Source organism: Pseudoalteromonas sp. OANN1 (assembly GCF_024124685.1).
GTDB classification, from domain to species: Bacteria; Pseudomonadota; Gammaproteobacteria; order Enterobacterales; family Alteromonadaceae; genus Pseudoalteromonas; species Pseudoalteromonas piscicida.
The window spans coordinates 217,070-230,943 of record NZ_JAMXSE010000001.1 but is presented as its reverse complement, the minus strand read 5'-3'; the positions used below and the strand labels follow the sequence as shown (position 1 = coordinate 230,943).

10 protein-coding genes and 5 tRNA genes are annotated in these 13,874 nt (G+C 41.6%); 13 read left to right on the top strand and 2 right to left on the bottom strand.

All coding sequences use genetic code 11. The annotated features are described in order from the left end of the window. Nucleotides 1–83: 83 nt before the first annotated feature. Nucleotides 84–539, bottom strand: coding sequence for a transposase DNA-binding-containing protein (locus tag NH462_RS01105; RefSeq protein WP_253103337.1), 456 nt, complete (start codon nucleotides 537–539; stop codon nucleotides 84–86). Between the two features lie 387 nt (nucleotides 540–926). Between NH462_RS01105 and NH462_RS01100 the strand changes: the two genes are divergently transcribed. The 4 genes from NH462_RS01100 (at nucleotide 927) to NH462_RS01085 (ending at nucleotide 5,306) form a co-directional block, all read left to right on the top strand. Then, complete coding sequence (locus NH462_RS01100) at nucleotides 927–1,685, top strand: hypothetical protein (protein ID WP_253103335.1); 759 nt, start codon at nucleotides 927–929, stop codon at nucleotides 1,683–1,685. Nucleotides 1,686–1,703: 18 nt separating this feature from the next. Continuing rightward, complete coding sequence (locus NH462_RS01095; RefSeq protein ID WP_253103333.1) at nucleotides 1,704–2,201, top strand: hypothetical protein; 498 nt, start codon at nucleotides 1,704–1,706, stop codon at nucleotides 2,199–2,201. 46 nt (nucleotides 2,202–2,247) lie between these two features. Next, nucleotides 2,248–2,754 carry a hypothetical protein gene (locus NH462_RS01090; RefSeq protein ID WP_253103331.1) on the top strand — a complete coding sequence of 169 codons (507 nt, stop codon included), beginning with the start codon at nucleotides 2,248–2,250 and terminating at the stop codon, nucleotides 2,752–2,754. A 62-nt stretch (nucleotides 2,755–2,816) separates the two neighbouring features. Continuing rightward, the gene (locus NH462_RS01085; RefSeq protein WP_253103329.1) at nucleotides 2,817–5,306 is read left to right on the top strand and encodes a hypothetical protein; all 2,490 of its coding nucleotides are present in this window, start codon (nucleotides 2,817–2,819) and stop codon (nucleotides 5,304–5,306) included. Nucleotides 5,307–5,399: 93 nt separating this feature from the next. On the opposite strand, the gene folD is transcribed toward NH462_RS01085, so the two are convergent. After that, nucleotides 5,400–6,254, bottom strand: coding sequence for a bifunctional methylenetetrahydrofolate dehydrogenase/methenyltetrahydrofolate cyclohydrolase FolD (gene folD / locus NH462_RS01080; RefSeq protein WP_253103327.1), 855 nt, complete (start codon nucleotides 6,252–6,254; stop codon nucleotides 5,400–5,402). Between the two features lie 419 nt (nucleotides 6,255–6,673). Between folD and NH462_RS01075 the strand changes: the two genes are divergently transcribed. The 9 genes from NH462_RS01075 (at nucleotide 6,674) to lon (ending at nucleotide 13,750) form a co-directional block, all read left to right on the top strand. After that, nucleotides 6,674–6,750, top strand: a tRNA-Pro gene (locus NH462_RS01075). Nucleotides 6,751–6,790: 40 nt separating this feature from the next. Beyond that, nucleotides 6,791–6,867: transfer RNA gene (locus NH462_RS01070), tRNA-Arg, on the top strand. Between the two features lie 24 nt (nucleotides 6,868–6,891). After that, nucleotides 6,892–6,967: transfer RNA gene (locus tag NH462_RS01065), tRNA-His, on the top strand. Nucleotides 6,968–6,986: 19 nt separating this feature from the next. Continuing rightward, nucleotides 6,987–7,063 (top strand) — tRNA-Pro (locus tag NH462_RS01060). Between the two features lie 21 nt (nucleotides 7,064–7,084). Further along, nucleotides 7,085–7,161, top strand: a tRNA-Pro gene (locus tag NH462_RS01055). Nucleotides 7,162–7,438: 277 nt separating this feature from the next. Then, the gene (gene tig / locus NH462_RS01050) at nucleotides 7,439–8,743 is read left to right on the top strand and encodes a trigger factor (RefSeq protein ID WP_017216126.1); all 1,305 of its coding nucleotides are present in this window, start codon (nucleotides 7,439–7,441) and stop codon (nucleotides 8,741–8,743) included. Between the two features lie 332 nt (nucleotides 8,744–9,075). Further along, nucleotides 9,076–9,693, top strand: coding sequence for an ATP-dependent Clp endopeptidase proteolytic subunit ClpP (gene clpP, locus NH462_RS01045; protein ID WP_010371147.1), 618 nt, complete (start codon nucleotides 9,076–9,078; stop codon nucleotides 9,691–9,693). A 122-nt stretch (nucleotides 9,694–9,815) separates the two neighbouring features. After that, nucleotides 9,816–11,099, top strand: coding sequence for an ATP-dependent protease ATP-binding subunit ClpX (gene clpX, locus NH462_RS01040; protein WP_253103326.1), 1,284 nt, complete (start codon nucleotides 9,816–9,818; stop codon nucleotides 11,097–11,099). 293 nt (nucleotides 11,100–11,392) lie between these two features. Further along, nucleotides 11,393–13,750, top strand: coding sequence for an endopeptidase La (lon, locus tag NH462_RS01035; RefSeq protein ID WP_017216125.1), 2,358 nt, complete (start codon nucleotides 11,393–11,395; stop codon nucleotides 13,748–13,750). Nucleotides 13,751–13,874: the final 124 nt, after the last annotated feature.

Here is a 13,874-nt window from a genome sequence, read left to right as displayed (position 1 = left end):
CAGCCAAGGCGAGTCAACATCGCTTCTGATGCCAGCCCCCCTTGTAGCTTTCTTTGCTTTCATTTACTCGGCTTGCATGACGATTATTTTGGCCATTTGAATTGATTTCTCATGTGCTCAATGAGACTAACGACATGTTTCTGCTCTGGTGAAAACAGCAATACTGAGTAAGCATGCTTATCACGCGAATGCTTGTTCGAACTCGTGTGTCCCATTTCGTCACATACTGCTTGATGCTTGAATTTAAGCGAAGTGGTGTCCTCTAAAGCGAGCAGACACTCGCAGTGGTTAACACAATTTGCTATCGCTAGAAAGCCTGCCTCGGCTATGGCTTGGGCATTGATTGCTTTATTGCGAGTAAAACGGTAAGCCGCTTCAATATCTGCTGGAGAAGTAGGTGATTGCACGAGAGGTTGCCCTAACTTAGTTAGAAGTTTAGAGGCCAATACAATCAATCTTTTTGCTCTGCGAATATCACCTAACTTTGCTTGAGAAAATGTTTCTGATGCCCATTGCTCTGAACTTTTTGAAAATACCATAACTAACCTCGTAGTTATATCAAAACAGATCAGATCGAGAACAATCAGCTAAGTTCAAAAAATCCCCGATTTTCATCGAGAGATTTGTGTATGAAAGACAGTCTGTTGATGCCTTTGTTTTCTTATTTATAATTGTGTTTTTTTCAATTTTTTATTTTTGAAATTTCTGGGTTTTATGCTTTTCCTTAACCAAGGCTTTTATAGTTATTATGTGTTTTACTTTGTATTTTATGTGTTCCGTATTTTTATTGCTGTTTTTTATTTGATAATCCAGATTTGTTTGTTTTTATTTTGCTTTAATTGTTAATTTTTTGTTTTTTTATTTTGGTGTTGACTGTGTTTTTTTGTTGGGTTTAAATACGGTAAATTTCTATTTGGAGTTCTGATTTGGGTGGTTTTAATAAAATACTGAAAAGTACTTTTTTTGTTTTTTTTTCTTTCTTTGCGTTACAAGTTGAGAGTGCGAGCTTTAAGCTAGATAAAACGAGGGTTGTTTTTGAAAAAAATGATAGAAGAGCCGAATTTAGAATTTATAATGACTCAGATAAGTTACAAAGTTTCAGAGTCAATTTGACTGAAATGCAAATGCATGAAGCAGGCCATTTAGAAATGGTAGATGAGTATCCTCTATCTGCGAAAGAATTTTTGCGAATTGGACCACGAATCGCGCGTGATATACCTCCGAAGAGCTTTGCTCGAATTAGATTAATAAAAAAGAGTGTAAGAGAAAAAGGCGAGTTTCGCTCACATGTTTTAGTCGAATCTTTAACATCAGAAACGGTTAAGCAAGTGTCTGGGGTATTTGTTCAGCCTAATATAAAATATATCATTCCTGTTTTTATACGCAATTATTCTGACGAAGAGAGAGCGAGCGTGGCGCTCAAAAATCATTTTTTTGATGATGCTGATGGAAAATTAAAATTAACTTTCTTACGAAAGGGACTTGGCTCATTTAGTGGAAACTTAGTAATAAAAGATGAGGAAGGGAAGGAGCTATATCGTGCCAATCAAATCAGTATTTACCCAGAGTTAAATCAAAGAACTTTTAGAACGGAACTAAAGCGAGAGCAGGTAAGTGGTACTTTATCTATTTTAATGGAAAGTTTAGAGGAAGATGTAGGTTTGCAGTACCAAACCAAAATATAAATTTTAAATGGAATTTTTATGAAAAAATCTATTTTTGTTGCGTTATTTTTAATCACTCCAGTTATCAGTGCTTATGCAAAAGAGTTTGGTTTGTCGGTAACTTATGAATCTTTAAAGTCAGCCTTGGAAATTGTCGAAGTCAAGGCACTAGAGTTCCCAGAATTATTATCCGACGGCAGTACTAAAGAAGGAGCTAGCTGCAAAGCCTCAGGCATGCCTAACCCTAGCAGCTCAGTACAGTCTTTGTGTCCAGGCCTTATCGGACAGCCAGGAACTTATGAGATTATTGGTGCTGCTAATGCTACTGTCGTGTTGACGCATAGCGCTGATCATACAATTAATGGCTTGCGACTATCTACAAATGAACAGGCGGTGCCAATCATTAGAACACTGCAATTGGATGCTTCGGGCAAAGCACGCTATGTCGCGCAAAGCATGATCACGTTGGTAGATAAAAGTACTGCGAAATCAAATGACTATCATTTTATCTTTGATATCTCTGTTGCATATCAATAATAATGAAGAACTGCTCTTAACTATATAACTTAAAAAGGAAATATATATGAAAAAGCTATCGACACTTGCCTTAGCACTTGCTCTTTCTGCAACCGCGAGCGCTGAACAATATACAGTGCAAGTCACTTTGAAAAAGGAAGAGCTGCCACTAACCATAACACAAACTCAACAAATGGCATTTCCAGAGCTTGTTGTAACTCGTGCAACGAATTTAGGCGCATTTTGTACTTCACAGCCTCGTCAGCCTGGACGTGTACCTGCGGAAGACAGATTATGTGGTGGTGCAGGTGCATATGCTCACTTTAATTTAGGCGGTGTACCGTATGCCGACGTAACATGGACAGTTCCAGCGCAATCTCAAGAGCTAGACGGTTTGCGTTTTACTGTTGACGAGTTGACCTCTTCAACTCACCCTGAACATCAAAAGTTGGGCGCAGATGGTAACTTGGCATTAAGCCAATTTGGCAAGATCACACTGATTGATCACGCTGCAGCGATGCAAAGTGCAGGTGAAAAATCTTTCACTTATGACATTATCGCGGCATATCAGTAAACCTATCAGATGCTAGCTACAGTCGTAGCTAGCATATCTTCTTTGTCTTCAATAGTGCGCGTTTGAAAACCAATACATTACGTTCTCTACTGCTACTAATTAGCATACTTTATATATCAGTGAGCTCTGCTCAGGAGCAGGTAGATTATATTTTTGCTGATCTAAAAATAGATGAGCGTCTAGTGCAAGGTGAAATAGAGCTAGTTACCCGAGATTACCAGCATTACTATATATTATTAGATACCTTTAATCAGCAATTGGCGTGTACGTTAGAGCTTGATGTTAAAGAGGGACGCTTACACGGCGAATTTTGGCAGAACACAATAGATGTGTTACTTGAACCAAATCTATTTACTATAGAAGATGGGGATGTTTACGTATCGATCGAAACATTACGAATCTTGTCGCTGGAATATAAATTTAACCAAGCAAAGCAATGGTTGCGCATTACAACACATGGTAAACATCCCAAAACGCAAGAGCTAATCGCTCAGCAACGAAAAGAGTTAATTGCGGCGATAAAAGAGCACAGACAGTCTAGGTTGATAAAAGATAATGATTACCGACTTTTCACTTTGCCAAACATAGATATAAACCTTGCATTGAAACATAAAAACACGGTTAACCATCAGGTATATACTCAACTTTCTCAGGACATCCTATTTCATCAGGCGGATATCCAGTTAAGCCACAGCGCTGAAAGTGACCTGAGAGGTGAAGCGCTTTTATCCCGAAAGTTACAAATAAATGCTGTGCCTATGACATATAAGGTCGGCGATATGCGAGTTTCTCAAGCGACATTTTCGTCCAATGTATCAAAAGGTGTAGGGGTATATTTTGGACAAGATGAAAGAAGTAGTCAAAAGCTTAGGGAAAATATCAGCGGGTATGTTATGCCAGGTACTGAAGTGGCCTTATATCAAAATGATTATCTACAAGACTTTATGGTGGCAAACGATGATGGGTTTTACGAGTTTAAAGAACTTAATTTTAGAGACAGTCGGGTACGCTATCAACTTTTCTTTACCTACCCTGATGGCCAGCAAGAAAGAAGGGATATTGAGCGTCCCAGCAGGCTCGGTCTTCGAGCGGGGCAATGGAGTTCTGAATTTACCATGATTGATTCTGGTACACGCTTGATAGGAGAAAATAGAACGAACACTGGACAAAAGTTTGCGATGGCAAACGCAACTTACATTGCTAATCAGTCTACTTTGATGCGCTTCGGATCGGAATGGACTCATGATGAAAGCCAAAATAGAGTACTACCGTTTTCAGATATAGAATGGCGCAGTAATGATGGGTCAGCGTTTATTGGTAAATTAGGCTACGGCGAGAAGCTTGTTTACGACACTCAGCTAAATTTAGCGCTGGATAAACATATGTTATATATGCATCGTAGTCGCAAGGAAGTTATCGAAGATACGATTCAAAGCCAATCTTACAGTTACACGTACACTGAAGGTACATTTAAGTTTGACAGTTCCTACTATGAAGGAAAAAGCAATAATTTTGACACCGTAGAACGAACCGTGGAGATGAAACTAGGTTACTCGACAGACACATCGAGCCATTTATTTAGTTGGAATAATCAAATAGGCGGCTCTAAGGCAGAAAAAGTGTCATTCGTCTCTTCATTAAGTAGCCGTTGGGGGTCCATTAATCTTTCGGCTAGCAGAGAGTTTCAAAATCAGGCCACTGATCAGCTTACTTTGTCATATAATCGCTATATGCAAGGTTATAATATTTCAGCCTCACTCCGTCACGATAGTAACCGACATGATACGACTGCAAAATTTAGAGTTGCAAAATCGTTTAATACTGCGGCGTTGAGTCTCGCGTTATCCCATAGTACCCAAGGAGATACAGTTGCAACATTAAGCCTTTCATTTTCGTTCCATGGGAAAGCTCCGATCGCAACTTTGAGTAGTTCTTCACTACGACGAGGTAGCCTGGTTAACAACTTTGCATTTTTAGATGAAAACTATAACGGTTTATGGGATAAGGAGTTATCAGAACCTTTATTAAACGGAGTAAAGCTTAGAACAGCAAATCAGCGACCAAAAGAATTTTTTGACGGAGAGAAATCATACTTAGTGGGCATTGATGCTTATGATCCAATCTTATTTCAAGTGGATGCGGAAGCGCTAGATAATCCTTTTTTAGTATCAGCTTTTCCAAGTGTGCAGCTAGAGTCCCACCCTGGTGGAGTTATTGACGTCGCTTTACCTTTTTATCAAGTCTACGAAGCCGAAGGTGAAGTATTGAAATATTCAGTGAATGGAATAAAGCAAAGAAATAGCGGATACGTACCAATGGAAATCGTTGATATCAATGACGGTAAGATGATTAGAAAAGTATCTACAGAACAAGATGGCTTCATAATTATTGACCGATTGAAGCCGGGGAAGTACTTAATGAGGGTGCCAGAGCAGTATTTACAAGATCAAGGTTTACAATGCAGCGGTTGTGAACAAGTGATTGATACAAACTTAGCACAGGATTATATTGTTTACTTAGCTCAGATTAAGTTGTTTGAAGCGGAAAAATAAGAGTATTGTCAGTGTTATTTTTAGAGTGGCTAGTTTTCATTGAATAATAAAAAGCCGCACAGTTATGGCGGCTAAGTGCTATTTTAACATATGCTAACTGTGATATTTTTCACACGCTTCTAGCGTATTTTCGATTAAGCTTGCGACGGTCATTGGGCCCACACCACCTGGCACTGGGGTAATAAAGCTCGCGTTTTGTTCTGCGATGTCGTATTGCACGTCACCTACCAGTTTGCCTGATTCTAAGCGATTAATACCTACATCAATAACAATCGCGCCTTCTTTAACCCAGTCACCCGGAATAAACTCAGGTTTACCTACGGCCACAACCAATAGATCGGCACGACGCACATGGGTTTCGAGGTCTTGCGTAAATTTATGGCAAACGGTTGTAGTACAACCAGCAAGTAGCAGCTCTAGTGACATAGGGCGACCAACGATGTTTGAAGCACCAACCACAACAGCATGCATGCCTTTATAATGAACACCGGTAGAGTCGAGTAGGGTGATGATCCCTTTTGGCGTACAAGGTCTCAGTGCTGGCATTCTTTGGGCAAGACGGCCTACGTTGTATGGGTGAAAGCCGTCGACGTCTTTATGAGGATCAATACGCTCTAACACTTTTTCTGCGTCTAGGCCTTCAGGTAGCGGCAATTGTACTAAGATCCCATCAACTTCAGGATCTGCATTAAGCTCATCAACAAGCGCAAGTAATTGCTCTTCGCTTGTGTCACCTGGTAAGTCGAAAGATTTAGAAACAAATCCGACTTCTTCACAGGCTTTACGCTTTGAACCAACATAAACTTGGCTCGCGGGATCCTGGCCTACTAATACCACAGCCAAGCCAGGCGCTCTTAGACCTTGCGCTAGTCTGTCTTGAACTCGTTGTGCAACAGTAGAACGAACTTGTTTCGCGATAGCTTTGCCATCAATGATGTTTGCCGTCATGATTGACCTATATTAAGGGTTAAAAAACTTGAACGATGATAGAGCCTTTAAATTCTTCTATACAAGCACTTTCATGTATTGATGAAATGATTGCTTATAAAGATGAAAAATGGGGTCGCTCTATTTATATGTCCCTTTAGTTACTACAAAGGAGGACATTTGCCCGCTATTTTCTCAAAAAACAGCCAGTCCGCCAAGTTTGCATTGCGTAAAAGCAAAGGTTTTCATGATCTGTTCTACAAGAAGCGTTCAAAAATTGTTTAAGTCAGCTGTTTTATCAACAATTTGTGGCAAAATTAGGCAGTTGAAACAAAAACTAAAAAAAATATTTGACCTACTTCGGGCAAATCACTATTATGCACCCCGTTGCCAACGAGGACTCACCGATAAAAAGGTTCTTAGTTCTCCAAGGTCACAGTCGGCGATTAGCGCAGCTTGGTAGCGCACTTGGTTTGGGTCCAAGGGGTCGCAGGTTCAAATCCTGCATCGCCGACCACTTTTAAAATAAGAAGTAGCATGAAGATGTTTACGAGTTTGCGCCCTTAGCTCAGCTGGATAGAGCAACGCCCTTCTAAGGCGTCGGTCGAAGGTTCGAATCCTTCAGGGTGCGCCATCTTATTTTAATCCACATGTAGTGGCGGCTGTAGCTCAGTTGGTAGAGCCCTGGATTGTGATTCCGGTTGTCGTGGGTTCAAGTCCCATCAGTCGCCCCATATACATGCCAAAATTAGTCGGCGATTAGCGCAGCTTGGTAGCGCACTTGGTTTGGGTCCAAGGGGTCGCAGGTTCAAATCCTGCATCGCCGACCACTTCTACAAAATATATATGTTCGGCGATTAGCGCAGCTTGGTAGCGCACTTGGTTTGGGTCCAAGGGGTCGCAGGTTCAAATCCTGCATCGCCGACCACTTTCTCTCTAGTATCTCATTCATTTATTTCAAATTTACTAACTTTTAATCAATTAGCACCAATATGCCTAATTATTTAACCTGATTGCTCGACTCCGTCGTTGAATAGGTTATAATGCCGCGTCTATTAATTAACGTAGTGCCCGTAGGGCAGGCAACAAGCGTCACATGCAACGGAGAGTTTGGCAATTTAGCCGAAGGCCCATAAAAAGCATGATGGTTGTCTTGTTAGTAAGGAAGGCGCTTTGTCGCCCAAAAATGAAGATTGAGGTAAATCATGCAAGTTTCTGTTGAGACGACTCAAGGCCTTGAGCGCCGTCTGACCATCACCGTTCCTGCAGAGAACGTTGAGACTGAAGTTAAAAAACGCCTACAACAACTGTCAAGAACACAGCGTATCGATGGCTTCCGCCCTGGTAAGGTTCCAGTGTCAATCATCACTAAGCGTTACGGCGCAGCTGTACGTCAAGAAGTTGCTGGCGATCTGATGCAGCGTAACTATATCGAAGCAATCATTGCTGAGAAAATCAACCCTGCAGGCGCACCATCTTTTGCTCCTAAGTCACTAGAAGCTGGTAAAGATCTAGAATTCGATGCAACTTTTGAAGTATACCCAGAAGTTGAACTTAAAGATCTAGACAAAATCGCGGTTGAGAAGCCTGCAGTTTCTGTAACGGATGAAGACCTAGCGAACATGCTTGAAACGCTTCGAAAGCAACACGCTTCTTGGACTGAGAGCGATGCTGCAGCTGGCGAAAAAGACCGTGTAACGGTTGATTTCGTTGGTACAATCGACGGTGAAGAGTTCGAAGGTGGTAAAGCTGAAGACTTCCCTCTAGAGCTTGGTCAAGGTCGTATGATCCCAGGTTTTGAAGACGGTATCGTTGGCAAAAAAGCAGGTGAGGAAGTTGTTTCTGACGTCACTTTCCCTGAAGAATACCACGCTGAAAACCTAAAAGGTAAAGCGGCTCAATTCACAATCACTGTGAAGAAAGTTGAAGTTCAAGAGCTTCCTGAACTAACTGACGAGTTCGCAACTAAGTTTGGTGTTGCTGAAGGCGGCGTTGACGCACTTAAAGAAGAAGTTAAGAAGAACATGGAGCGTGAGCTAAACCAAGCGGTTAAAGCGAACGTGAAAGATCAAGCGATCAAAGGTCTTCTAGAAACTAACGAAGTTGAAGTGCCAAAAGCACTAATCGACCAAGAAATCGATGCACTTCGTCAACAAGCTGCACAACGTTTTGGCGGCAACGCACAAAACATGCCTGAGCTTCCTGCTGAGCTATTCCACGAGCAAGCAGTAACTCGCGTGAAAACTGGCCTACTACTAGGTGAAGTGATCAAAGCGAACGACATCAAAGTTGATGAAGGCAAAGTTGCTGAACTAATCGACACAGTTGCTTCTGCATACGAAGATCCAAGTGAAGTAGTGGCATACTACAAAGCAAACGATCAGCTAATGCAGCAAATGCGCAACGTTGCGATGGAAGAGCTAGCAGTTGAAGCAGTACTTGCTGCTGCATCTGTTTCTGATGTTGAAAAGTCATTCGACGACATCATGAATCCACAGGCTGCTCAATAAGTCTTTGAAGAAATCATTGACTTACAGCTAAGCTGAAGTTTAAATGGCTCGAGTTACTCTAATAGAGAATTCGGGCCATTTTTGTTTTTAAGCCTTGATATTGAAGCATTAAGTACTTATATCTTGAGGCATGGCTTATTTTATTAGCTATACTTATTTTACGAGTCAGGTTTCGTTGAGTATTACTGCTACAGTTATATCTACTCGTTTCAATTCGCTCAAAAAAGTATTAGCCTAAACACCGATCACAGAATGTTTTTATGGACCGCGCTAAGTCCAATAAAATTGTTGCGAATACGCAATAGATTCTGTGCTAATAAGGAATAAAAAACATGAATGATGGTATGATCGATCCAATCAATGCGTTAGTACCTATGGTCGTGGAGCAAACGGCTAAAGGCGAGCGTTCTTATGATATTTACTCACGACTGCTAAAAGACCGTATTATTTTCTTAACTGGTCAAGTCGAAGACCATATGGCCAATCTAATTGTGGCGCAGATGCTGTTCTTGGAATCAGAAAGCCCTGACAAAGATATATTCTTGTATATCAACTCGCCAGGTGGTTCTGTGACTGCTGGGATGTCAATCTACGACACGATGAATTTTATCAAGCCTGACGTTAGTACGGTTTGTGTTGGTCAAGCTGCGAGTATGGGGGCATTTTTGCTATCTGGCGGTGCTAAAGGTAAACGTTATTGCTTGCCAAACTCGCGTGTGATGATCCACCAACCTTTAGGTGGTTTCCAAGGTCAGGCTTCTGATTTTGAAATTCACGCCCGTGAAATCTTGGCGATCAAAGAAAAATTGAATCGCTTAATGGCGGAACACACTGGTCAACCTTATGATGTGGTTGCGCATGACACAGATCGAGACAACTTTATGACTGCAGATCAAGCGTTAGAATATGGCCTGATTGATGCGGTTCACTCTCGTCGAGAGCTTAAGTGATTATGAATTAGCCGATGAATTGAATTCATCGGCTTCTACTGTGCCAAAGCCAAATTTCTTTGGTATAGTTAAAAGAAATACGATGTTATCTAGAGATAACAGCAATTGAATGAGGTAGCTGAATGTCAGACACTCCAACAGACGGCGATAAGAATAGCAAGCTACTCTACTGCTCATTTTGCGGTAAGAGCCAGCATGAAGTTCGTAAGTTAATTGCCGGTCCATCTGTCTATATATGTGACGAGTGCGTTGAACTTTGTAACGACATTATTAGGGAAGAAATCAAAGATATTGCGCCTAAGCATGACGCGTCTGATAAATTACCTGTGCCAAAAGAGATCAGAAATCACTTAGATGATTATGTGATAGGTCAAGACCACGCTAAAAAAGTCTTGTCTGTTGCTGTTTATAATCACTATAAGCGCCTGCGTAACCAAGGCGGCAAAGGTGATGTAGAGCTTGGTAAGAGTAATATTCTACTAATTGGTCCAACGGGTAGTGGTAAAACCCTTTTAGCAGAAACGCTTGCACGTTTACTTGACGTTCCATTCACAATGGCAGATGCAACGACATTAACCGAAGCCGGTTATGTGGGTGAAGATGTTGAAAACATCATTCAAAAGCTTCTGCAAAAATGTGATTACGACGTAGAGAAAGCACAGCGTGGTATCGTTTACATTGACGAAATCGACAAAATTTCAAGAAAATCTGACAACCCATCAATTACCCGTGATGTGTCAGGTGAAGGTGTACAACAAGCACTACTAAAACTGATTGAAGGCACGGTTGCATCTGTTCCGCCACAAGGTGGTAGAAAGCACCCGCAACAAGAGTTTTTACAAGTAGATACTTCTAAGATCTTGTTTATCTGTGGTGGTGCGTTTGCAGGCCTAGATAAAGTCATTGAGCAGCGTAGTACAATAAATACTGGAATTGGGTTTGGTGCTGAAGTTAAATCTAAAGACTCTGAGCGCTCATTAAGCGAAACGTTTAAAGACGTAGAGCCTGAAGATTTAGTTAAGTACGGCTTAATTCCTGAATTTATTGGTCGTTTGCCTGTAGTCGCGACTTTGACTGAACTAGACGAAGAAGCACTAATTGAAATTTTAAATGAGCCTAAGAATGCACTTACTAAGCAGTATGCGGCGCTATTTAAGATGGAAGGTGTTGACCTTGAATTCCGTGAAGATGCGCTACGAGCGATTGCTCATAAAGCGATGGAGCGTAAAACGGGTGCCCGTGGTCTGCGTTCGATTGTTGAAGGCGTATTGCTTGATACTATGTATGAGCTTCCTTCACTAGAAGAAGTGAGTAAAGTCGTCATTGATGAAACAGTGATCAAAGGCGAATCAGACCCTATTATGATTTACGAAAATAACGGTAAAGAAAAAGCGGCGTCTGAATAGCTCAGTATGAAATTGAAAAAAGGAGCCTAGTGCTCCTTTTTATTTCTTAGTCCACATCAGATAGAAACCAATATGGTCAAATGGCTATAACGATCAAAGGCAATAGTGAGACAAGTTTTTAGGGTGAATTTTTTATACATTTCACCATGGTAAATTGAGTGTCAACACTAAGCTTTTTATATGTTAAATTGATCTCTACTTGATGCGGATTACTATAAACTATTGAACTTTATCTGCGTTATCCCCATATAGCTCAGTATTCCCAAAATTAATTGAAGTGCGAAGAGAACATAATGACGCTTGAAAGAACGGATCGAGTAGAAATTCCTGTGCTAGCGCTACGCGATGTAGTGGTGTATCCGCATATGGTGATCCCGCTGTTTGTAGGTCGAGAAAAATCAATAAAATGCCTAGAAGCTGCGATGGACAATGACAAGCAAATCTTTTTAGTTGCGCAAAAAGACGCCTCAGTTGATGACCCAAGCACTGATGATGTCTATCAGACTGGTACCATTGCAACGGTACTACAGTTACTCAAACTACCTGATGGCACAGTGAAAGTGCTGGTTGAAGGTACTCAACGCGCAAAAATAGATGAGTTTCTAATTACAGACGAATATTTCTTGGCGCAAGCTCAGTATATTCCATCTCAGGATGTAGATGAGCAAGAGCAAGACATATTAGTTCGCAGCGCAATTAGCCAATTCGAAGGCTATGTGAAGCTAAATAAAAAGATCCCACCAGAGGTACTAACGTCAGTATCGGGTATTGATGAAGCTGCACGCTTAGCGGACACGATGGCTGCTCATATGCCAATTAAAGTACCTGAAAAACAAAAGGTGCTAGAAATTAACGATGTGACCGAACGCCTCGAGTATTTGATGGCGTTGATGGAAGGCGAGATTGACCTACTTCAAGTAGAGAAAAAGATCCGCTCACGCGTTAAAAAGCAAATGGAGAAATCCCAACGTGAGTACTATCTGAATGAGCAAATGAAAGCTATTCAGAAAGAACTTGGTGAGCTGGATGATGTACCTGACGAATTTGAAGCCCTGAAAAAGCGTATTAGCGAAGCGAATATGCCGCAAGAAGCGGAAGAAAAAGCGCTTTCAGAGCTTAACAAACTTAAAATGATGTCACCTATGTCTGCGGAAGCGACGGTTGTGCGCTCGTACATTGAGACGATGATCAATGTACCTTGGAAAAAGCGCTCAAAGGTGAAAAAAGATCTAGCTGGTGCGCAAAAGATACTTGATGCGGATCATTATGGTCTTGAGAAAGTGAAAGACCGCATTATCGAGTATCTAGCGGTACAGCAGCGCACCAATAAGCTTAAAGGTCCTATCTTATGCTTAGTCGGCCCTCCAGGCGTTGGTAAAACCAGTTTAGGTCAATCTATCGCGCGTTCTACGGGTCGTAAGTACGTACGTATGGCGCTCGGTGGCGTGCGCGACGAAGCTGAAATTCGCGGGCACAGACGAACTTATATTGGCTCAATGCCGGGTAAACTGATCCAAAGCATGTCGAAAGTTGGCGTGAAGAACCCACTTTTCTTGCTGGATGAAATCGATAAGATGTCATCGGATATGCGCGGCGACCCTGCATCGGCTCTACTAGAAGTGTTAGATCCAGAGCAAAATAGCAACTTTGCAGACCACTATTTAGAAGTGGACTACGATCTGTCTGATGTTATGTTTGTTGCGACTTCTAATAGCTTTAACATTCCAGGTCCATTATTAGACCGTATGGAAGTCATTCGTCTTTCTGGTTACACCGAGGACGAAAAGCTGAATATTGCCAAGCAGCACTTAATTCCAAAGCAAGTGAAACGCAATGGATTAAAAGAGTCTGAAATCAATATTGAAGACAGCGCGATCATTGGCATTATCCGCTACTACACGCGTGAAGCGGGTGTCCGTAATCTAGAGCGCGAAGTTTCTAAGTTATGCCGAAAAGCAGTTAAGAACATCTTGCTAGATAAAAATGTTAAGCAAGTTGTGATTAACCAAGAAAATCTTGAAGACTTCTTAGGTGTACAACGTCACGATTACGGCAAGGCGGAAGACGGCGATAGAGTTGGTCAAGTTACTGGTCTTGCATGGACGGAAGTAGGGGGTGACTTACTCACTATCGAATGTGCGGCAGTACCAGGTAAAGGTAAACTTGCTTACACCGGCTCGCTGGGCGATGTGATGCAAGAGTCAATTCAGGCGGCAATGACGGTAGTGCGCAACCGTGCTGACAAGCTTCGCATAAATGATGATTTCTACGAGAAACGTGATATTCATGTTCACGTTCCTGAAGGTGCAACACCAAAAGACGGTCCGAGCGCTGGTATTGCGATGGTAACAGGCTTAGTATCAAGCCTTACTGGCAATCCAGTACGTGCAGATGTTGCGATGACAGGTGAAATTACCCTGCGTGGTGAAGTTCTGCCTATCGGTGGTCTGAAAGAGAAATTATTGGCAGCGCACCGTGGTGGAATTAAACGAGTTTTAATACCGAAAAAGAACGAGCGTGACTTAAAAGAAATTCCTGAGAATGTTCTTGAAGGGCTTGATATTCATGCGGTGTCATGGATTGATGAGGTATTATCACTGGCGTTAGCGCACCCAATAGACAGTTTTAGTGTGGAATCGCAAAAAAACTAAGAAAAAAGCCAAAAAATTGAGTGAAAAGGCTTTTCAAATCTAAAAGGTGTGTTAAGTTAGGCACTGTATTCAAGCCTGCTGGTTCGGAAGCCCCGTAATCACTAGGCTTGAGAAAGATTTCGAG